The organism is Methylocaldum sp. RMAD-M, from assembly GCF_017832375.1.
Classification (GTDB): Bacteria; Pseudomonadota; Gammaproteobacteria; order Methylococcales; family Methylococcaceae; genus Methylocaldum.
Window position 1 is genome coordinate 13,058 of sequence record NZ_JAFIBZ010000043.1, and the last position, 19,827, is coordinate 32,884.

General features: G+C 60.0%; 19 protein-coding genes. 10 read left to right on the forward strand and 9 right to left on the reverse strand.

Annotated features, from left to right (window positions below; all coding sequences use genetic code 11):
- The first annotated feature begins 95 nt into the window (after window positions 1–95).
- The 3 genes from JOD69_RS22895 to JOD69_RS22905 all read left to right on the forward strand — a co-directional run bounded on the left by JOD69_RS22895 (window position 96) and on the right by JOD69_RS22905 (window position 2,670).
- The gene (locus tag JOD69_RS22895) at window positions 96–929 is read left to right on the forward strand and encodes a PHP domain-containing protein (RefSeq protein ID WP_346425831.1); all 834 of its coding nucleotides are present in this window, start codon (window positions 96–98) and stop codon (window positions 927–929) included.
- A complete protein-coding gene (locus tag JOD69_RS22900) occupies window positions 926–1,501 on the forward strand; it encodes a DNA-3-methyladenine glycosylase I (protein WP_240502377.1) in 576 nt (191 codons plus the stop codon). Before JOD69_RS22895 ends, JOD69_RS22900 begins: the two co-directional genes overlap by 4 nt.
- A gap of 332 nt (window positions 1,502–1,833) precedes the next feature.
- The gene (locus JOD69_RS22905) at window positions 1,834–2,670 is read left to right on the forward strand and encodes a transglycosylase SLT domain-containing protein (RefSeq protein ID WP_245245736.1); all 837 of its coding nucleotides are present in this window, start codon (window positions 1,834–1,836) and stop codon (window positions 2,668–2,670) included.
- A gap of 25 nt (window positions 2,671–2,695) precedes the next feature.
- Here the strand turns inward: JOD69_RS22905 and JOD69_RS22910 are convergent, their stop codons facing one another.
- The 5 genes from JOD69_RS22910 to JOD69_RS22930 form a co-directional block, all read right to left on the reverse strand.
- Window positions 2,696–2,998, reverse strand: coding sequence for a DUF3240 family protein (locus JOD69_RS22910; RefSeq protein WP_077728150.1), 303 nt, complete (start codon window positions 2,996–2,998; stop codon window positions 2,696–2,698).
- Window positions 2,999–3,264: 266 nt separating this feature from the next.
- Complete coding sequence (locus JOD69_RS22915) at window positions 3,265–6,372, reverse strand: CusA/CzcA family heavy metal efflux RND transporter (RefSeq protein ID WP_210024332.1); 3,108 nt, start codon at window positions 6,370–6,372, stop codon at window positions 3,265–3,267.
- Entirely contained in the window at window positions 6,372–7,463 is a 1,092-nt protein-coding gene (locus JOD69_RS22920) for an efflux RND transporter periplasmic adaptor subunit (protein WP_086133213.1), read from the reverse strand. Before JOD69_RS22920 ends, JOD69_RS22915 begins: the two co-directional genes overlap by 1 nt.
- Window positions 7,460–8,710, reverse strand: a complete 1,251-nt coding sequence (locus JOD69_RS22925; RefSeq protein WP_210024325.1) for a TolC family protein — start codon at window positions 8,708–8,710, stop codon at window positions 7,460–7,462. Before JOD69_RS22925 ends, JOD69_RS22920 begins: the two co-directional genes overlap by 4 nt.
- Before the next feature lie 191 nt (window positions 8,711–8,901).
- Window positions 8,902–9,252, reverse strand: coding sequence for a hypothetical protein (locus JOD69_RS22930; protein WP_086133211.1), 351 nt, complete (start codon window positions 9,250–9,252; stop codon window positions 8,902–8,904).
- An 824-nt stretch (window positions 9,253–10,076) separates the two neighbouring features.
- Here JOD69_RS22930 and JOD69_RS22935 point away from each other — a divergent pair.
- On the forward strand, window positions 10,077–10,529 hold the full coding sequence (locus JOD69_RS22935) for a Kazal-type serine protease inhibitor family protein (RefSeq protein ID WP_086133210.1): 453 nt from the start codon (window positions 10,077–10,079) through the stop codon (window positions 10,527–10,529).
- Between the two features lie 91 nt (window positions 10,530–10,620).
- Here JOD69_RS22935 and JOD69_RS22940 read toward each other — a convergent pair whose 3' ends face one another.
- Entirely contained in the window at window positions 10,621–11,580 is a 960-nt protein-coding gene (locus JOD69_RS22940) for a radical SAM protein (protein WP_077728155.1), read from the reverse strand.
- Window positions 11,581–11,982: 402 nt separating this feature from the next.
- Window positions 11,983–12,525, reverse strand: coding sequence for a hypothetical protein (locus JOD69_RS22945; protein ID WP_156881352.1), 543 nt, complete (start codon window positions 12,523–12,525; stop codon window positions 11,983–11,985).
- Window positions 12,526–12,759: 234 nt separating this feature from the next.
- Between JOD69_RS22945 and JOD69_RS22950 the strand changes: the two genes are divergently transcribed.
- The 3 genes from JOD69_RS22950 (at window position 12,760) to JOD69_RS22960 (ending at window position 14,613) form a co-directional block, all read left to right on the forward strand.
- Window positions 12,760–13,356 (forward strand): PIN domain-containing protein, encoded by a 597-nt coding sequence (locus JOD69_RS22950; RefSeq protein WP_077728157.1) that lies wholly within the window; start codon window positions 12,760–12,762, stop codon window positions 13,354–13,356.
- A gap of 72 nt (window positions 13,357–13,428) precedes the next feature.
- Window positions 13,429–14,094, forward strand: coding sequence for an FMN-binding negative transcriptional regulator (locus tag JOD69_RS22955; RefSeq protein ID WP_077728158.1), 666 nt, complete (start codon window positions 13,429–13,431; stop codon window positions 14,092–14,094).
- 9 nt (window positions 14,095–14,103) lie between these two features.
- Window positions 14,104–14,613, forward strand: a complete 510-nt coding sequence (locus JOD69_RS22960) for a protein tyrosine phosphatase family protein (RefSeq protein ID WP_210024326.1) — start codon at window positions 14,104–14,106, stop codon at window positions 14,611–14,613.
- Window positions 14,614–14,748: 135 nt separating this feature from the next.
- On the opposite strand, the gene JOD69_RS22965 is transcribed toward JOD69_RS22960, so the two are convergent.
- Together JOD69_RS22965 and JOD69_RS22970 are read right to left on the reverse strand one after the other, a co-directional pair.
- On the reverse strand, window positions 14,749–15,087 hold the full coding sequence (locus JOD69_RS22965) for a hypothetical protein (protein ID WP_143735037.1): 339 nt from the start codon (window positions 15,085–15,087) through the stop codon (window positions 14,749–14,751).
- A gap of 30 nt (window positions 15,088–15,117) precedes the next feature.
- Window positions 15,118–16,203 carry a trypsin-like serine protease gene (locus JOD69_RS22970; RefSeq protein WP_210024327.1) on the reverse strand — a complete coding sequence of 362 codons (1,086 nt, stop codon included), beginning with the start codon at window positions 16,201–16,203 and terminating at the stop codon, window positions 15,118–15,120.
- A 414-nt stretch (window positions 16,204–16,617) separates the two neighbouring features.
- On the opposite strand from JOD69_RS22970, the gene JOD69_RS22975 reads away from it, so the two are divergent.
- From JOD69_RS22975 to JOD69_RS22985, 3 genes are read left to right on the forward strand one after another with little or no spacing between them, the layout of a single operon-like run.
- Window positions 16,618–17,502, forward strand: a complete 885-nt coding sequence (locus JOD69_RS22975) for an SGNH/GDSL hydrolase family protein (RefSeq protein ID WP_210024328.1) — start codon at window positions 16,618–16,620, stop codon at window positions 17,500–17,502.
- A gap of 6 nt (window positions 17,503–17,508) precedes the next feature.
- Complete coding sequence (locus JOD69_RS22980; protein ID WP_210024329.1) at window positions 17,509–18,132, forward strand: hypothetical protein; 624 nt, start codon at window positions 17,509–17,511, stop codon at window positions 18,130–18,132.
- Window positions 18,133–18,141: 9 nt separating this feature from the next.
- The gene (locus tag JOD69_RS22985; RefSeq protein WP_210024330.1) at window positions 18,142–19,584 is read left to right on the forward strand and encodes a DsbA family protein; all 1,443 of its coding nucleotides are present in this window, start codon (window positions 18,142–18,144) and stop codon (window positions 19,582–19,584) included.
- Window positions 19,585–19,827: the final 243 nt, after the last annotated feature.

Genomic DNA, 19,827 nt, shown 5'->3' on the forward strand with positions numbered 1-19,827 from the left:
GCCGTGCCCTACGGCTCGATTCGCCGGAGGGAAGCCGAAAATCGCCAGCCGTAAATCGGGTACAATACCCGGCTTTCCGGACTCAAACCTCGGGCGTGCCTTTGTACGATCTCCACACCCATTCCACTGCTTCCGACGGCGCCTATTCGCCGTCCGAATTGGTTCGCCAGGCCGCAGCAGCCGGCGTAAACGTGCTCGCCCTCACCGATCATGATTCCACCGCGGGCCTAGACGAGGCTGAGACCGCCGCCCTCGAAGCCAGCATTCAACTGATTCCCGGCGTCGAAATATCGGTAACCTGGGCGGACAAAACCATCCACATCGTCGGTTTGCGCATCGACCGTCACTGCAACGTCCTAAAACAGGGACTGAGCCGCCTCCAGGCAACGCGCCTCGAACGGGCGCAAGAGATCGGCCGGCGCCTCGACCGCTACGGTGTTCCTGACACCTTTGAAGCGGCGCGGGAAATGGCCGGCGACGGCATGATTACACGCACCCATTTCGCTCGTCATCTCGTGGAGCTAGGTCTGGCAGGAAGCATGAAAGACGTGTTCGAGCGTTTCTTGACCCGCGGCAAGCCGGGCTATGTTTCGACCCGGTGGGCCGAAATGGCGGATGCCATCGCTTGGATTCGCGAAGCAGGCGGTGGCGCCGTGCTGGCCCATCCGCAGCGCTACAAACTCACCGCCAGTTGGATGCGACGGCTGATCGGGGAATTCAAGGAATGCGGCGGCGAGGCGATCGAGGTCGTCTCGGGAACGGCCTCTCCTAGCGATACCCAGTCCAGCGCCGAATACGCGCGGCGTTTCGGATTGCGCGCCTCCAGCGGCTCCGACTTTCACAGCCCGGAAACAGCCTGGGTGAAACTGGGCCGATTACCCCCGCTTCCGTCCGATCTGACTCCGGTATGGACTCATTGGAACCATTGACTCGTTGCACCTGGGCCGAGCGCAGCCTGCTGGAGCAGGCTTATCACGACCATGAATGGGGAACGCCCGTCCACGACGACCGCCTGCTGTTCGAATTCCTGATTCTGGAGGGCGCACAGGCCGGCCTTTCCTGGACCACGATTCTTCGTAAACGAGACGCCTACCGCGCGGCTTTCGACGGCTTCGATCCCGAACACGTGGCCCGCTACGACGAAGCCAAGACCGCCGAACTGCTGGCCAATCCCGGCATCGTTCGCAACCGCCTCAAAATCGCCGCGGCGGTAAACAATGCCCGCCGTTTTCTGGACGTGAAGGAACAATTCGGCAGCTTCGACGCCTTTCTCTGGCGCTTCGTCGACGGCTGTCCCAAGCAAAACGCCTGGCGGAGCATGGCGGACGTGCCGGCCCGAACGCCCGAGTCCGACGCGATGAGCAAGGACCTCGAGAAACGCGGATTTCGTTTTGTCGGCTCCGTCATTTGTTACGCCTACATGCAGGCGATCGGGATGGTCAACGACCACACCGTCGATTGCTTCCGCTGGAAGCATTTGCATCCGGCCGAGTCGCCGTAAAACCTGCTTTACACTCCCCGGACTAATCTTCCCGCTCTTTCCGCCTCGAAATGCTTCCTTCGAGGCTATCGCCATTCCAGGGGCTTTTACGTATCGGAGGCGGGAGATCTCCAGTTTCTGCCAGCCCTTCAATGACTTATAGCCATAACCGTGCGGTCCGCGTCTGAACCGTATCGGGTGTCGCCCTGTACGACACACTTCATTTGTCGAAAAATTTTACAGTTGCGGCGTCCGAGCCGCGGGCTTGCCCCAAGTTTGCAGGCGACACACGCATTCCAAACGATTGGCACATACGCTGCTTAACCAGTGCCGTCGGTTTTGGAGAGCCCAATTTGATTGCAATTCGACTCCTGCTTGGTTGGCTGCTAAGTATCAGCGCGACGCTTGTCCTGGCGCAGGACAGCATCGACACGGCAAGCGATCTGCGCACCCTGGCTCTGCGCTACGAGCACGGCCGAGGCGTCAAACAGGACTACGCCGAGGCTTACCGCCTTTACTGCAAAGCGGCGTTGCTCGGGGATGCGCAAGCGGCGTACAACCTCGGCTGGATGTACTTCAACGGCCGAGGCCTTTCCCGCAAGGCGGACGTCGCCGTAGGCTGGTTCATGCGTGCGGCCAAGACCGGCGATGTTTATGCGGCGCGGATGCTGGTGCGCTACCAGGGCATAACCCCTGCGGACGACTCCGACTGCCAGCCCGAACCGGCACCGGTTACAGCCAGCATCGAGCCCAGTTCAAATCCAAGCCGGAAACTCGTCGAAAGTTGGGTCAGCCAGATCGCACCGCAATATTCCATCGATCCGCGATTGGTATTAGCCGTCATCCAGGCGGAATCCGGTTTCAATTCGTCCGCACTCTCCAGCAAGAACGCCCAGGGACTGATGCAGCTCATTCCCGCCACGGCGGAGCGTTTCGGCATCAAGGATGTCTGGAACCCGGTGGAAAACATCAAGGGCGGAACCGCCTATCTCCACTGGCTGTTGCGGCATTTCGGCGGCAACGTCGAATGGGCGGTGGCCGCTTACAACGCGGGCGAGCGAACCGTTGAACAATATCAGGGTGTTCCCCCTTATCGGGAAACCCGCAACTATGTTCAGCGCATTCTGGCGACTTACCAAAAGACTGTTCATCCGGTACCGCCGCCGCGATCGGACGATCGTTTGTTCTAATCGGCCCGGAGCCGCTCTCCGTCCATCAAAGCCGCCCCGCATCGACAATCGGCGAAACCCAGTAGTGAATCGCCGATCCTGCGAAATCCGTCTTTAATCGATCCAGCAACACCTCCAGGTCGGAGCCGGCGAGCTGCACATCGAAGCGAACCTGCCGCTTGCGTCCGGTCACCTGCTCAACCAGGGTCAAGCTTTCCGGATGGCTCGAATGGCCGCTGATCGGAAAGCTGCTGAATCCGCTCGGATGCTCGTACTGCAATAGCCAATCGATTATGGGTTCCTCGTGACCGGGTGGGGCGATCAAGGTAAGGAGAAAGAATTCGCTCATGGGATGCTCCGAATGGGTAATTCCAAATCGCTTTCAATCAGGCATTCATTTTCGTAGGGTGGCTTAGGCGCACATCAGCACTGACCGACTGCCGATCACTGTGCTTCGCGTGCGCCGTAACCCACCAAGCGACCTCCAATCGGCGGGTTACGCGGAGCCTGTCCTGAGCGGAGCCGAGGGGCTATCCCGCCATCGATGGGTTTCGCTTCGCTCTACCCATCCTACGATGAATGTTCACTCGAATGCCGAATGGAATAAGGAGGAAATCATTGTTTTGGCTCCCCCACCCTAATCTTCTCCCAGAGGGAGAGGAGATTGGACCCGACTTTGGATTCGCCGTAGCGACGGTAGAGAATGGGCAGCAGCACCAAGGTCAGCAGCGTCGACGTGAAGAGTCCGCCGACGCCGACCACCGCCAGCGGCCGCTGGATTTCCGAGCCCGGGCCGGTCGCGAACAACAGCGGAATGAGTCCGAAGGCGGCGATGCCGGCGGTCATCAGCACCGGCCGAAGCCGGCGCATTGCGCCTACCACCACCGCTTCATCCATGGGTAGCCCCAGTACCCGCAGTTGATTGAAATAACTCACCATCACCACGCCGTTCAGCACCGCGATGCCCAATAGGGAAATGAAGCCCACCGAGGCCGACACCGAGAGATATTCTCCGGAAATCCAGACGCCGTACACGCCCCCGATGAGCGCCAGGGGCACGTTGGCCAAGACCAGAATGGCCTGGCGCACCGAACCGAAGGTGGAAAACAGAAGCAGGAAGATCAGCCCGATCGACACCGGAATAACCACGGCCAAGCGGGCGGCGGCCCGCTGCTGGTTTTCGAACTGGCCGCCCCATTCGATGTAATAGCCGGTAGGCAACTGCACCTGGCCGGCCACGGCCTGCTTGGCCTCTTCCACGAAGCCCACCAGATCCCGTCCCTCGACATTGCTGCGCACCGATGTGTAGCGCTGGCCGCGCTCGCGGTTGACCGCCACCACGCCTTCCACCGGCTCGATTTTGGCGACTACCGACAATGGCACCCGGCGCCCGTCGGGCAAGGCGATCTGCAGGGTGGACATATTGGCCGGCTCTCCGGAGCCTCTGAGCAGCAACGGCGTGCGGCGGATGCCCTCCTGGACGATGCCGAGCTTGAGCCCCTCGATCTGGGCCCGCAAGGTGTCGGCCAGAGAATCCGCATCCAACCCCAGGCGTCCCGCGGCCAGCCGGTCCACTTTCACCACCAGGTACTGCATGCCTTCGTTGCGGATGGTGAACACGTCCGAAGCGCCGGGAATCTTCCGCATCACGGCGGCGATTTCCTCCGCCTTGGCGTTGAGCACAGCGAGTTCCGGGCCGTACAGCTTGACCGCCACGTCGCCGCGCACTCCGGTCAGCATCTCGGTGACCCGCATCTGAATCGGCTGAGTGAAGCCGTAAGCGATGCCGGGAATGGTATCCAGAACCTTACGGATTTCGTCGATCAGGGCTTCCTTGCTGTCCATGCGCCATTCGTCCGGCGGCTTGAGGACGAAGAAGTTGTCGGTCTCGTTGAGTCCCATGGGGTCGAGGCCGATCTCGTCCGCGCCGACGCGGGATACGGCCCGCGTCACTTCCGGCACGTGCTCCAGGATAGCCTTTTGGATTTGCTGGTCCAGCCGCACCGACTGCTCCAGCGTGATGGACGGCAGTTTCTCCACCTGCACGATGATGTCGCCCTCGTCCATGGTGGGCATGAAGGTCTTGCCGATCTGGAAATAAACGCCCACAGTGGACAGCAGCAGCAGTCCCGCGCCGAGCAACACGGTGCGGCCGTGAGCGAGGGACCAGATCAGGACCGGGCGGTACCATTCCGAGAGCTTCCGCGCCAGCCAGGGCTCCTCGTGTTTGACGCGCTTCATCAGGAAAGAGGCCACGACCGGGATCACGACCAAGGAGAAGATCAACGATCCGCTCATGGCGAACACGTTGGTGAAGGCCAAGGGCTTGAACATCTTGCCTTCCAGGCCCTCCAGGGTAAACAGCGGCACGAACACGACGCCGATGATGATCGTCCCCGAGACCACGGGCGCGGTGACTTCGCGCATGGCGCGGTAGATCGCGTGCAGTCGCGGCACTCGATTCGTCTTGCTCTGCTCAGCGAGATGGGTGGTGATGTTCTCCACCACCACCACCGCCGGGTCGACCAGCTTGCCGATCGCGATGGCGAGCCCGCCGAGGCTCATGAGATTGGCCGTCAGGCCGAAGTGGTTCATCAGCAGAAAGGTGAACAGGGCCACCATGGGCAGAATGAAGGCGACGGTCAGCGCGGCCCGGAGATCGCCGAGGAACAGAACCAGCAGGATCAGCACCAGAACGGTAGCCTCCACCAAGGCCCGGACGATGGTGTTTATGGCTTTCCCGACCAAGTCGCCGCGGTTGTAGAACACGCTGACTTTGACCTCCTTGGGCAAAGCCGGGCGGATTTCCTCGAGCTTCTTCTCGACTCCTTCCACCACCTGCCGGGCATTCGCTCCCCTGAGGCTCAGCACCAGGCCCTCGACCGCTTCGCTCTGGCCGTTCTGGCTCACGGCGCCGTAGCGGGTCAGGGCGCCTATGCGGACGTCGGCCACGTCGCCCACGGTGATGGACGTGCCGTTTCGCTCCGCGACGACAATAGTGCGCACGTCGTCCAGGTCGACGATCCGCCCCTCGGTACGCACCAGAAGCGCCTCCTCGCCTTGGGCCAAACGGCCGGCGCCGTCGTTGCGGTTGTTGGACTTGAGCGCTTCGGCCAGTTCTCCGATACTCACGCCGCGAGCCGCCATCCGCATGTTGTCGGGAATGACCTCGAAGCTTCTCACCATCCCGCCCAATGCGTTCACGTCGGCGACGCCCGGCACCGTGCGCAGCGCCGGTCTAATCACCCAGTCCAGTAGGGTTCGCCGCTCGGAGAGGCTCAAGCCATCGCCTTCCACCGTAAACATGAACATCTCGCCCAAAGGCGTGGTCATGGGTGCGATACCGCCTTCCGCGTTGCCCGGCAGATTTCCCCAAACCTCGTTCAGGCGCTCAGCCACCTGTTGGCGCGCCCAATAAATATCGGTGCCCTCCTCGAAGTCGATGGTGATGTCGGTAAGCGCGTATTTCGCGATGGAGCGGAGCATGGTCTGCCTGGGGATGCCGAGCATTTCCACCTCGATCGGCGCCGTGACGCGCGCTTCCACCTCTTCCGGGGTCATGCCGGGCACCTTGATGATGATCTTGACCTGAGTCGGCGAAACGTCCGGAAAGGCATCGATGGGCAGATTGGCCGCGGCGAACCAGCCGGCGCCGGCCAGGAGCAGGGCGCTCAGCAAGGCGAACAGGCGCTGGGTCAGCGCGAACTGGATCAAACGTGCGATCACTCTTCTTCTCCCATGCCGAGCCAGGCGGCCTTCAGCGCGGCCACGCCTTGCACGGCCACTTCCTCGCCCGCGTCCAAGCCTTCGTGAATGACGACGCTATAGGCTTCCAGACCGGCCACCGCCACTTCGCGCGCGACAAAACCCTCAGGCGTTTGCACGAACACGTAGTTTCGGCCTTCGTGGCCGACCAACGCGGCGACGGGCAGGCGGAAAATCAGGTCGGTGCTTTTGTGCATCAGTTGCGCGTTTATGTGCATGCCCGGCCGCAGATCCTCCGCTGGGCTGTCGACCACGGCCCGTACCAAAGCGCTTTGGCTCTTGGGATCCACGTGCTGACCGACCTCGATGATGCGGGCGGTGGCCCGAGAATTTTCCAGGCTGATGCGGTCGCCGATTCTCACCTCGTGCAGCCGTTCCTGAGGCATGTCGACCTCCAGCCACAATTCGTCCAGTCTGCCGACCCGAAACAGCGGCGCGAGTCTATCCACCCGCTGCCCCACCACGGCCATGCGTTCGAGCACGACGCCGTCTATCGGGGAACGCACTTCTATCAGACTGCTCAGCTGCCGATTAGTCTTAAGGCGCCGAATCTCGCCTTGGCCCAGCCCTGACGCCGCCAGGGTCTGTTCCGCTGCCCGCAGCGCCGCCTGAGCCTTGTCGAAATCGCTCTTGGTTTCCTGCCAGCGCAACCGGGAAATAATGCCCTCCTTAAGCAGAGTCTCGTCCCGTCTCAGCCGCGCTTGGGCCAAATTGAATTCGGAGGCGGCATCGAGCAATTCCCGTTGCAGGGCCAGCAAATCGGGACTCTGAATACGGGCGAGCACTTCGCCTTGTTTCACCCTTACGCCCAGGGGTACGGCGACGTTGCTGATCACTCCCGCTTGCGGGGCGCTGACGACGAATTCGTTCTGCGGCGGTAAAACGACACGGGCCGGCGCCCGCGCCAGCGGCATGGCTGCAACCTCTTCCGGCTTCACCGTGCGGATTCCCAAATGTTTCGCTTGTTCCGCCGTAATCTGAACCGCATTCTCGGCCGCGAGTCCCGTCGCGCAAAAATATAAAAGCATGGACAAAAAGACGAGTCTCATGGCGTGACTCCGACCACTTGGTTGTAGACCGCGATATCCCGCTGCAACAGGATGGCCCGTTCGGCGGCATCGCGAATGGCGGCCTGGGCGGTGGCCTGGATCTTGAGATAATCGATCAGCGAAATCTCCCCGGTCTCGAACGCGAGCCGGCTCATTTTGAGCTGGGACTCGGCGATTTCCCGCCGCCTTTCGGCGATCGTCAGGGCGGCGCGATCGACCTCGAGATTGTGTATCGCCTCATGCAGCGCCTTCTCCAACTGCCGCAACAAGATGTCCCGATCAGTCAGGCGCTGGGTCAGGACGATATTGGCCTCGGCCACGAACGGCGCGTTATAGGCCTCACCGCCGATGGGGATTTGCAGCACGAAGTTGGTTTCGTTGTTATAGCCTTCTTTTCGGGTGCCCCGTTCGTGCTGGGTACCGACCAGAATCGAAGGCTGGTTGCCCTGCTTGGACTTGCGGGTGAACTCGACTTCGGCCTGGGCGCGCTCGATCAATGCGTTGGCGACGGCCAGGGCCGGATGGCTCTCGTCGAACGTGCTGCGGGGGCTTTGCTCCTCCTCGAAAAATTTCGGCGCACGCTCCAGGCGGGTCAGATTGGAATAGCTCTTGCGGGCATGCATCACCTCCGCTTCGGCCTGAACAACCGCGGTCTTTTTCTCCAGCTCGTCGCTTTCCGCAAGCAGCAAGTCTGCCCGCGCGAGGTCGCCGACATCGACACGCCGTTGCACCAGGGCGGTCAACTGCCTGGAAACCTCGTAGATACGCTCGGCAAGCTCATATCGGTTTTCCACCAGCCGAAGGTTCCATAGGGCATCGCGCACTAGGCCGGCCACCTCGTGCCTTATCGCCCGCGCGAGCAAAGCGGTGCTCTGCGTCGCTTCCTCGGCCACGGCCCTGCTCGCCGCGCGCTGGCCCCACATCCATACCGGAATTTGATAGCCGGTCTGTATTTCCACCGCGCCGCGATCGTTAAAGGCACGATCGTCGATCCATTGCAGATAGACCGCAGGGTAACCCGCTATCCAACTGGCACTGCGGCGCTCCAGAGCCTTAGCCTCATTCTCGAAAGCCGCGATGAGAGCGCTTTGCGGGTATTTTTCGAAAGTGGCCTCGATGACCTGGCCAAGGCTCAGCGATTCGTCGAACACCAGCTCATCGTAATGATCGACAAAGCGCTCTTCGGAGGCGACGGGCGCGATCGTGAAAAAACAAGCCGCGCCTGCCACACACACTAAAAGCTTCATTGGTATTTTTCTCCCAAAGTCACGAGCCGGGACGACGGTGACCGCTGCTCAAGCTGGACGGGAAACGCTCCCGTGCCCATTGCCCGATGTCCACACTGAATTCTTTTCGTTAAAGGCCACCCGCCCACACAGGGCAGGCCCCCGATAAAGCCGGGAACAGAGAGCGAAAGTCCTTTAAAAGGCGAATTTGGTCAAGCGTTTAACGGTGGGGCGCGCGGGGCGGTATTGCGGTAGAAACACGAATCCGGCGAGGGTGATTCCTCGACAAGAGATGGGGTCGCGATTAGTTGTGATCGCCGAATCGACGCGGCGATGGAGGGAAGGCAAGGCTGATCATCGGCGATCGGCGAAAACTTGGCTTTGCCGGCCTCGCCCCAGAATCCGGCCTGAACGCTGATAATGACGTCCTGATCGAGCGGCGGCGCATCGGCTTGAACCGATGTCTCTCCGCTTTTCGAGAGGAATTCCAGCCCCGGAACATGCAGAAAGCCGCCCGTTTCGCCCCCGGTGTGCGCATGAACCCACGGCGCGATGACTTGCATCAGCGTCAAGAGAACTAGCAGGATCGTACGGGAAGCGAGCGTTGTCACAGTTCGACAATAGTACGGATGGTAAAAACTTGTACAGTATAGTCCTTATGGAAGGCCGAAAAAATCCAGTGATGCGCCATGGCTGTACAAAAGAATCCCGACACCGATGCGTGGAGCGTATAGGCTTTGACACCGGCCGCAGTCACGGATTTCCTCGACAGCTACTCGAAAGGAAATGCCGAGCCCGCATGTCTCTATCGCGACCTTAAAGCCGATACTGTGGTTTGGAGCTAATGCCGACGCGGTGTTTCGAACATCCGAAGAAGAGATTTGCGCCGCATTCAGCTGAGATTTTGGCTGTACGGCTAATATCCGTCTGCTTGGCTATCACGATATTCGGATCGAGGCGGACCCGCTGCTTGCCAGTGCCAGTGTAACTGTCTAGTCACCGATTTCGTATCGAAGCAGAGGGAAAAATCTCGAATTGAGTCTCATCGAAATTCTCGCATCCCGTGAATACCAGAATCCTTTCCATCCCGGTCAGGCCTGTTGGGAGCACCGTATAATGCGACTCCTGCCTAATCTACGATGCTCCGATCTCGGGTGGTTCTAAGACATTCTCTCAGTCTGGAGCCGATAGACCGGCGACCAACCATATGCCTTGCACATCCAGAGCTTTACGCCTTTTCCATAGCGTACATATACTTAGCCGGCCCTCATCGAGGGTGTGCAAGGAGGACTCGATGGAAATTCAGGGAATCCGGCGCCGCAAAACCGCGCTATTCACATGCCTTACGACAACATCGAACGATGTTGAACATCATGGAGATTAGAGTATGAAAAGGCTTGTCACACTGCTGGTTTATTTTTCTTTACTTGCTTTGCTTGCTGGTTGCGATCGCGAGACTCCGCCCAAACCACCCGAAACCGTATGCGGTACTATCCGCGGGTTGTCTTGTCCGGAGGGACAATACTGTGATCTTGGCGTCGGCCAGTGCAAAGTTGCAGATGCACAAGGGGTCTGCAAAACCAAACCAACCGCTTGCACCAAGGAATTCGATCCCGTCTGCGGTTGCGACGGCAAAACTTATGGCAATGCCTGTGAGGCAGCTGCCGCTGGAGTTTCCATCGACCATCAGGGCGAGTGCCCGAAAACTGAACCCGTAGCCTGTGGCGGGATCGCGGGAACCAAGTGCCCCGATGATCAAGTCTGTGTCGATGATCCGAGTGACGACTGCGATCCCACCCAGGGCGGCGCGGATTGTCCAGGTATATGTAAAGCCAAATAGAGGAAATGCCGACATTCGGGTGCGATGGCTGCCGGCTATTGCCCCGGATGTTGCTTCCGCATGCGCGGAAGCTGGATCAGTAACATGACGCTCAGAGCAAACGGTTCACGGGTGACGGTCGGTCCTGCCGCGTCAGGCCTAGACGCCGGGCGATATCCAGCACTTCTCTGTATTCCGTCGCGGCAATGCGGCGGGATAGCTCCGGCAGGTCGCTGGCCCGATAGCCGGGATAGTACTGTCCCATCAGATTGACATAAGTCTCCGTGGAAATCTCGCGGGCGATAAATTTCAGAACCTTTTCCGTTCCGGCCAAGCCGGCCGGCAGAATCAGGTGTCGAACCAACAACCCCCTGTAAGCCAAGCCATTCTCGGCCAACCGAAGGTTGCCCACCTGTCGGTACATTTCCTTGACCGCCGCCCGGTTGACCTCCCAATAATTCCGCACATGCGAATATCGGTGGGCGATGACGGAATCGCCGTATTTCATGTCCGGCATATAGATGTCGATGATGCCGTCCAGCAGAGCGAGAGCTTCGGGACTGTCGTAGCCGGCGGTGTTGTAGACCAGGCGCAGCGTGAGTCCCCGCCGGGCGGCAATCAGCGTCGCTTCGAGAATCTGCGCCACCACATGGCTGGGGGTGACAAAATTGATGTTGTGGCAGCCTCGGGCCTGCAAGTCCAGCATCATTGCCGCCAGTTCGTCCGGCTCCACTTCGCGGCCCTCGCCTTTTTGGCTGATTTCCCAGTTCTGGCAGAATTCGCAGCGCAAATTGCACCAACTGAAGAAAATCGTTCCCGAGCCGTTCCAGCCGCGCAGGACGTCTTCTTCCCCGTAATGAGGACCGTAGCTGTAGACGACGGCACGCTCTCCGGTCCGGCACACCGCGCCTTGGGTCGTACGCAGCCGATCTACCCGGCAATAGCGCGCGCAGAGATCGCAGGATTTAAGATGCTGACGGGCGATGCGGACCCGTTGCTCCAATTCGCCGCTTTCGAGCAGTGTGAGATAACCGGCTTGAAAGCCTTCCGGGAGGTTTTCCGCTGGATTCATGGCTATGCGACTTAAAAATAATCTTCAGGGCTTCTCGATCACAAAATCGATCAGCAGATAACACCATTGGCCATTGACAGGCATCCGGCTGTTTCGCATCACGAGGCGGGAAAAAATTTGCTGGCTAAAGCGTTTTTCACCGTAGTTTAGCGGTAAGAATCGGGAAATTCGTAGGTCGGCAATCCTTTGCCGACACATTGGGTCGGCGAGGAGCTTTGTCGGAAGGGTCGCGACTAAAGCGACCGTTTGCGATTGGGAAGGGATTGGCGACCTACCGCACTCAGGGCTTCCCGATCCGCCAAGCCGATCGGCACATCGCCCCATTACCCGCCTTTGACACGCATCGAGCGGCTTCGTATCACGAGGCAGGCAAAAATGTTGACGGCCAACGGCAGGTCTTGCTCAGTCCAAACCCAGAAACGGATAAGTCCGCAATTGCTCGCGCGTCCACAGCGAAAGCCCGCCTCGCTGTCCGACCGTTTCGACGGCTAGTATGGCATCGGGATCTTGGAAGTCGATCGAGGCCGGCATTCCGGCTTCATCCAGCTTGGTCAGCAGGAATTCGTCGAGAAAACGCTCCTCGTTCTGGCTGGACAGGCGCCCGGCGAATCCGCGGCGGTGCATGCGCACATGGAATCGAGCGCCAGCTAGATCTCGCAGCCAACGGGCGGTGGCCTCGCGCGCTTTTGCCTCGAACTCCGGCGGGGTCTGAAAACCGAACAGAGCCGTGAGGGGAATCGCGCGGGAAATGCACTGCGTGAAGATTTCGGGATCTCTGTCGGACCACTCCTTTAGGGTCCTGAGAAATCCTTCCGAATCTTCGAGCTTCATCACCAGCACATTGAAATAATCGGTTTTGTGGACAGGACCGAGCGTTTCGAGCAGATCGCGGGCACGCCTGAACCCATGCTCGAACACCGAAACGACGACATTCCAGTCGTGCATACCGCCTCCCCAAGTATGTGGCTTGGATTTCGAATATCCTGCCTATGCAGCGCAACTCGGCAGCGCTTATTGCTCAGGGTCGATTTATTCCGGAAAAGTTCCCGCAGGCACGGAGCCGAACCGACGTTCCGGCGTTTTCATCTACGCTTTAGTCATGGAGCTTGCCGGCACCCCATAACGAGACGCGGGAAGGCCGACATGAAGCCATCTGGAAATTCGGGGGGAAGCCGCCACGTGAAGACGAATTACGTACTCATAGACTACGAGAATGTGCAACCGGAGGCGATCTCCGTTCTCGACAAGGAGCATTTCAAGGTTATCGTGTTCGTCGGAGCCAATCAGTCGAAGCTTGCGTTCGAGATCGCTGCCACGCTCCAGCGCATGGGAGATCGAGCGGAGTACGTCAAGATCGCCAGCAACGGCTCGAATGCGCTGGATTTCCACATTGCTTATTACATCGGCCGGCTTGCGGTGTCCGAGCCAGACGCGTATTTTCACATCGTCTCTAAGGACACAGGCTTCGATCCGCTGATTCAGCATCTCAAGAGCAAGAAGATCTTGGTGTGTCGATCGCGGGACGTCACCGACATACCGATCATAAAGGCAGTCAATCCGATGCCCGCGACCGAGAAACTCGACCTCATCATCAGCGATCTTAAGCGGCGCGGTGCTTCAAAGCCGAGAACCGCCCAGACATTATCGAGTACGATCAACTCCCTTTTTCAGAAGCAACTCTCTGAACAAGAACTGGCGTCCCTGCTCCAGGAGTTGCAAAAGCAAGGCCTGGTCACGGTCAACAACACCAGGATTTCTTATGCGCTTCCGGCCTAGAACGGTTCATTGGCGTGGACCGATTAGGAAACGGCGCGTTTTGCCGTCCATTGCACATCAACGAACAAGGCCATGTACGTTCCACCACATTTCGAAGAATCGCGAGTCGAGGTCCTGCACGAACTGATTCGCACTCATCCGCTCGCCACGCTTGTCACATTGTCGTCCGGCGGAATCGACGCGAATCACATTCCTTTACATCTCTCCGAAGAGCAGAGCCGATTCGGCACCTTACGCGGCCATGTCGCGCGCTCGAACCCGATATGGCGCGACTTGGTTTCGGATGTCGAGACGTTGGCGATATTCCACGGCCCCGACAGCTACGTCACCCCATCCTGGTATGCCACGAAACGGGAGCATGGCAAGGTGGTTCCGACCTGGAACTACGTGGCCGTGCATGCCTACGGTCCGCTTCGCATTATCGATGACCCGGTCTGGCTGCGGAGCCAGCTCGAAGCGCTCACCGACCGGCATGAAGCCTCGTTCAGCGAACCGTGGTCCGTATCGGACGCTCCTCGCGAATTCACCGACCGTCTGATCGAAGCGATCGTCGGCGTCGAGATCGTCATCACCAGACTCGTGGGAAAATGGAAGGTAAGCCAGAATCAGCCTGAGCCTAATCGAGCGGGCGTGATCCGGGGACTCAGGGAATATGGAAACCATGATGCCCAGGAGATGGCTGCCTTGGTCGAGGAGTTCGACAAACACTCGTCTGCCGCCAAAATGGAAGACACGTAGGTATCATCAATGGCAATCGATGAGATCAAAAACTATGTCGCTCTTTCCGACGAACTGGCAACCGGGGGTCAGCCGACGGAAGAGCAACTTCGGCTGCTGGCGCAGGCAGGCTTCGAGACCGTCATCAATCTCGGGTTGCTGGACCCGCGCTACTGCCTGGCGGACGAGGCCGGTCTCGTCCGATCACTGGGCATGACGTATCACCACATTCCGGTCGATTTTCAGGTGCCCGAGTGGAAAGACTTCCGGCAGTTCCTCGAGCTTATGGACAAATCGGAAGGCCGGAAAGTGTTTGTCCATTGCGCCCGCAACTATCGGGTCTCCTGCTTCATCGCGCTGTATGGCCAAGCGCGGCTGGGCTGGTCTCTCGACCAGGCCCGTGCGCATATCGGACGCGTATGGGAGCCGAACGAAATTTGGGCGAGGTTCCTCGATGCCTCTCGCCCGGCAGCTGATAGTTTGGTGCCGACGAATAATCGGGAGAATACGGCGGACGAAGATAGACCTCGGGAAGATTGACGAAGCGGCACCTACTTTGCTCTATCGAAGCCCGACCCCTACGCACGCGTGCGCCTCGCCCCACCGCTCCTTGGCATTCTTTGCGATGCGACTCGCGCGGTGCAGTCAAGGTCCCGGAAGATGGCGTTCGCAGCGCTACTCCGAAGTAATATTGATACCGACGATCTTCGGCCGGTCGTTGAAGCATTGAGCCTCGTCCACGACCATTATCACGCGGCGGCGGGCAACGAACGCAGTAAGCGCGGCGGAATAAAACGTCTCATAGCCGGGAAACGATTTATCCGAGATGTAGCCGTCCGGAGTGGGGCAACCGGCGGGGTTGACGATCGGCTCGGCGGTTACGACGGCGAAGCTATCGGCGTTCCAGCCGGTGCGTACCATGGTGATCGATCCGGGCTGATGAACTGGCTGACCGACGGCTGGCGCGGATAATCCGGCGGCGACCGCGGCGAGCATTATGGCTATAGGGCGCATGTAGTCCTCCGTTGAGGTGGGTGGATGGTGTCAGTCGGCCGTCCGCATGGCGCCGCGAACGATGGGTGTAATGGCGCAGGCGGGGCCGAGCGCGCACTCCGCCGTCTCTTTGACGGCGTTGCTGATCTCGCTGACGAAGGGCTCGGTCGACACGTATTGGCACGCGCTGGCACCCGTCGCCCAAAACCAATTTTGCGAGGTGGCAGGCGTGTTGGGAATGTATCCTCTCGGTGTGCAGGTGGACTGGACCCCCGCGATGCCGACGCCGAATCCGTTGACGGTGACCACAGTCGGACCTCCGCTGTCACCGCCGTGACCCACCTGGTTCGCGCTGTTCATGACAAGCTCATAACCAGTATCTGTGATAGACGAAGGCATGAAGGGCGCGCTGCGATAGGTACCTTGGCCATCGGATGGCTGTGCGGTGGGCGTGCCGAATACGCCGGTCGCGAAAGTCGAAAAGCCCTGGCCATATTGGGTGACCGTATCGGAGGTAGTCAGTCGGCCGCTGAGCACGACCGATCCGCCACCTTGGTCACGTGCGACGACGTAGATCCGCTGGCTGTCCACCGGGCCGAGATCGGCGGCCCCTAGGTAGACGAGGACAATGTCGCGACTAGGCACCGAACCTGGAGCCGCGTTAATAGTGAAATCATGAATGCGCGAAGCGATGCCGACGCGGTCGGGTGCCCAGTCGGCAGTGATGCGCACCTGGTCGGGCGGCACAAGGGCGCCGGAAATCAGGCCGTCCTGAGTGACACAGTGGCGCGCGGTCAATACCCAATACTGGTTAAGCAGGGTGCCCGAACAGCCGTTATTAATCGCCACGAGCCCCAGTTGGCGCTGGGTCTCGAGATCAACCTCCGTTCCCGCACCAATCGGCTGTCGTACTCGGCAGATGCGACCTTCCGGGGTATCTTCGCATTCCTGCGCTTGGACATCGTTGCAACCGAGTGTCGCACCGAGCGACAGCAGTGCTGGTAAACCAACGCGCCAAGCAATGCCTCGGAAAGCAAACCTTCCGACTTTCTTCGTCCCGCGCCAATGTGCGTAGGAGCGGTTCAAGGTATCGCCGCAACAAAGGAACGGGTCACTTGTCTGTTGATTGCTTGCCATGCCTTTTCCCTGCTGTCTGCTACGACACGCGGCACCTGCTATTTATTGCATTCGATAGCGCCCCGCCTCCAAAGTTCGTATCTTCCGTGCCCGACGAAAAGATCCTTCCGATTGGATAAGTAATTTGGCCGGCCAGTAGCTTTACTGGACCGACTTTGAAACGAGCCGGGACGGCGAAGAAACCGGATGTCGCGCCAGACCGAGCCGTTTATGAACTTCCTCGCCTGCCTTTAGTCAGCTATTAATCAGGCCCGTAAATACCCTCCTGGTATTTCGGGCCGCCGCCCAGGCTGGTACACGCCCGGCCTGGGCTCACGCGGCTTGTCGCCGCGCCGGGGCGTCCCTGCCCCGGATTAACCCGGCCTATATTTATAGGCCGGGTTAATAGGAAACCTCATCGGATAGGAGATCGCTATGAAAATTCATAGCCTGGTCACATTAGGGACAATATTGACGACACTCCTCACGGCGCGCTCGATACTCGCCCTGGAACCGGGTCAGGACGAGCCGAAACGGCTCTTTTCGATGGGCGATTCCATGACGCGGGGTTTCAATGCCAACACTCCCCTGGACAATCCGCACCTGAGCTGGGTCAACGGTTATCACGGCTTTTGGGAGGATCTCTTCGGTTTGCCGGATGTCGAGTCGCATAACCAGCGCATCGATGCCAATTTCGGAGACAGCGATCGCAGCAATCAGACGGCGGCCGAAAACGGTGCGACGATGGGCAATCTGGCGGCTCAAGCGTCCGGCACGGCCGGCAAGAACGTAACCTATGCCACGGTGCTGCTGGGTTCGAACGATGTGTGCAAGGACTCGATCGCCGATCTTCCCACCGACGAGCAGTTCAGAACGCGATTCGAGGGCGGCATGGATACCCTGCTCGCGAATTTGGCTGCGGGCGCTACCGTGCAGGTAGTGGCAATCCCCAATATCGTCGAGGTCTATAACCAGGGCCGAGTCAAACAATCGCTGGGGCTGGTCGATTGCCCGGAGGTTTGGGCGACGTCGGGCAGTTGCGGCTCGGTGCTTTCGCCCGATGCGACCGATTCGGACCGTGCTTTTGCGCTGTCCCGGATCATGGCGTACAACCAGATGCTCCGGGAAATCACCGAGAACAAGGCCGCACAGCATCAGGACAAGTTCATCTCGTTTACCGATGTGAGCTTCACCTATCCGTTCACGCAGAGCGAACTCTCCAACCTCGACTGTTTCCATAGTTCCTGGGAAGGACAAAAGGCTCTATCCAGGGAGACCTGGAATAGCGGTCCGTTCAGGGAACATCAGGAACTTGACTAAGCCGTTATGAGCCGGGTCGCCGCATTCTTATCAGGCGCGGGAGTGGCGGGCGCGATCGCGGTACTTCTGACTACTCATTCGCCGCCGGTTCCGGTCGGCGAAGATGTCGAGCAATGGCAGGCGCGCACCCGGAAGGCGGAACGGGAACTCGCGGTGTTGCGGACGCAGCTGGAATCTTCCGCCGCGCGGCAATCGACAGCCTCCTCCACATCCATTCCCGTCACAACCCCTGGTCCGATTTCTTCGCCAACAATCCCTCCGCCGCCTCCCGATCCCGATGTCGAGTTTGATCCCGTGCGCCACGAGCAATGGGACGCCCTGGTTAGCGGCGCGCTCGAGCGCGAAGTGGAGCAGCGCCTCGGCCAAAGGCTCAGCCCCGATCGGACGGCGCGGCTGCTCGAGGCTCTACGACGGCTGCGCGATGCCTCGGCCGGATTGCGCTCGGAATTTCTCGATCCCCAAAATCCCGATTCCCTGCGCGATCACCTGGCGCGCACGCTGGTGCTGGTGGAATCGGATCGCCTTTTTCGCGAAGAGCTCGGCATCGGCTTCTCGGACTTCCTGCGGGGACTCGACGGCAATCCCGTCGAGGAAGTCCATCCGGCGGAGCCTGGCGGATCGCGTCGATAACATCGCCCAATGTGGATCATCCTCCTGATGCTCTTGGCCGGAAGCCCGGCCGCTCTTGGCGACGAGGCGGCGGCCAGAATAAACGGACAGACGCTTTTGTTATCCGAGATCGACGCGCCTTCGCGCTCGAAGATCGTCCGATTGCACCAAGCCTTGGTCGACCAGGCTGCCCGGACGCTTGATCGGCTGATCGACCGGCACCTTCGGACGTCCTCGGCGGCAATGAAATCCCCTTCGTCCAAGCCGGTCATGGATGAAGCGATCCGCGACTTTCGTTCGTCACGGGCGGAAGATTTCGAGGGGCCTTTCGCGCCCGCCGAGACCAGGCGCCATCCGAGTGCTGCGCAGCCCGCGATCCGGCACTATCTGGAGCAGAAAGCGCTCGAAGCCAGAAGCGCCGAGACGCGCCGCGATCTCCGGAAAGGCCATGCCATTAAAATCCTGATCCCGGAAGCGCGGGAGCTCGAACAGCCGCAGCCCGCTAAGCGAACCGTGGCGCTGGTGGATGGTGTCCCCATCCCGGCCGGGAAACTCGAGCAAGCCGCAGCGCTTCGCCTCTATCGGCTGAGGAAGGAGATCCATCTTGAACGCAGGCGCAATATCGAGACGGCCATCGAAAATCGGCTGCTGAGCGAGGAGGCCCGGCGACGCGGCATTACCACCGAGAATCTTTTGACAAAAGCGACACAGGACGCGGCCGTCGGCGACGAGGAGTTGAATGCATTCATCCAGTCGGAAAGCGCGGCGGGCCGGCCGGTATCGGACCCCGAACGTGCCCGACAATACCTGGCTTTCCGTAAAGCCCATGCCCGTCGCACCGCGTTTGTCGAGAGGCTGCGGGCCTCGGCCCGCATCGAGATCCTGCTTAAGGAACCCGCTCCACCCCGTCTTCCCATGATCGAGGCGAATGCCCCCGTCTTGGGCGCACGGGAAGGACTGCGTCTCGTCGTCTACACCAACTACCGCTGCACGCCTTGCCGGAACTCCCATCGGGAAATCGATCGGCTCCTGGCCGGCGACCGAAAAGTGCGCGTCGTCTTCCGCGATTTCATTCCCGTGTACGATCCCGTGGCGAGCGAGGCGGCCCGCTTGTCGCGCTGCGCCGGCCGGCTGGGCGCCTTCCAGCGCATGCGCAAGGAGCTTTTGACGCTGGATCCGCCGCCTTTCGGAGAAGCCTGGTACAAAGACGAAACCCTCCCGGTACTCGCTCGCGGGCTGGGTATCGATCCCGCCGCCTTGGTACAGTGCCTTTCCTCCGAGGAGATCGGCGAGGCCATCGCCACGGACACCGCGGAGGCGCTCGAATTCGGTTTCGAGGAAGCGCCTTCCTTTATCGTCCAAGGCATCCCCCTCTCGGGCATGCAGTCGGCCGAAAGCCTGGCTGAAGTACTCCATCGGAGAATATCGCGGGATGCGCGGCATCCGGTTAGGCAGGGAGCGAATCCACACTGATTCTGAAAGACCGGCCGGCTTATGGCTCTCCGTTCGGGACCAAGCCGCGACGGCGGGCCTCTCGATCGTTGAGAACGCGTGCGAGCACTTGAGCTGGATCGACCATGTTGGAATCGCATCATCCTAGAAACGGCAGTTGGACGTGCCGGAGTGTGCGGCGGGCGGGTCGGCTGGCAAGGCGCGACGCCGCCGCGGGGTAGTCTCCCGCAAGAAGGAGCAACGCCGCCAGGTGGCCCGCCCGCC

What these genes read in the sequence shown, in the direction of transcription:
- JOD69_RS22910 (WP_077728150.1), bottom strand. Translation starts at nt 2,998, where the DNA reads ATGAGCGAATTCTTTCTCCTTACCTTGATCGCCCCACCCGGTCACGAG.
- JOD69_RS22920 (WP_086133213.1), bottom strand. Translation starts at nt 7,463, where the DNA reads ATGAGACTCGTCTTTTTGTCCATGCTTTTATATTTTTGCGCGACGGGA.
- JOD69_RS22925 (WP_210024325.1), bottom strand. Translation starts at nt 8,710, where the DNA reads ATGAAGCTTTTAGTGTGTGTGGCAGGCGCGGCTTGTTTTTTCACGATC.
- JOD69_RS22930 (WP_086133211.1), bottom strand. Translation starts at nt 9,252, where the DNA reads ATGCAAGTCATCGCGCCGTGGGTTCATGCGCACACCGGGGGCGAAACG.
- JOD69_RS22935 (WP_086133210.1), top strand. Translation starts at nt 10,077, where the DNA reads ATGAAAAGGCTTGTCACACTGCTGGTTTATTTTTCTTTACTTGCTTTG.
- JOD69_RS22940 (WP_077728155.1), bottom strand. Translation starts at nt 11,580, where the DNA reads ATGAATCCAGCGGAAAACCTCCCGGAAGGCTTTCAAGCCGGTTATCTC.
- JOD69_RS22945 (WP_156881352.1), bottom strand. Translation starts at nt 12,525, where the DNA reads ATGCACGACTGGAATGTCGTCGTTTCGGTGTTCGAGCATGGGTTCAGG.
- JOD69_RS22955 (WP_077728158.1), top strand. Translation starts at nt 13,429, where the DNA reads ATGTACGTTCCACCACATTTCGAAGAATCGCGAGTCGAGGTCCTGCAC.
- JOD69_RS22960 (WP_210024326.1), top strand. Translation starts at nt 14,104, where the DNA reads ATGGCAATCGATGAGATCAAAAACTATGTCGCTCTTTCCGACGAACTG.
- JOD69_RS22965 (WP_143735037.1), bottom strand. Translation starts at nt 15,087, where the DNA reads ATGCGCCCTATAGCCATAATGCTCGCCGCGGTCGCCGCCGGATTATCC.
- JOD69_RS22970 (WP_210024327.1), bottom strand. Translation starts at nt 16,203, where the DNA reads ATGGCAAGCAATCAACAGACAAGTGACCCGTTCCTTTGTTGCGGCGAT.
- JOD69_RS22975 (WP_210024328.1), top strand. Translation starts at nt 16,618, where the DNA reads ATGAAAATTCATAGCCTGGTCACATTAGGGACAATATTGACGACACTC.
- JOD69_RS22980 (WP_210024329.1), top strand. Translation starts at nt 17,509, where the DNA reads ATGAGCCGGGTCGCCGCATTCTTATCAGGCGCGGGAGTGGCGGGCGCG.
- JOD69_RS22985 (WP_210024330.1), top strand. Translation starts at nt 18,142, where the DNA reads ATGTGGATCATCCTCCTGATGCTCTTGGCCGGAAGCCCGGCCGCTCTT.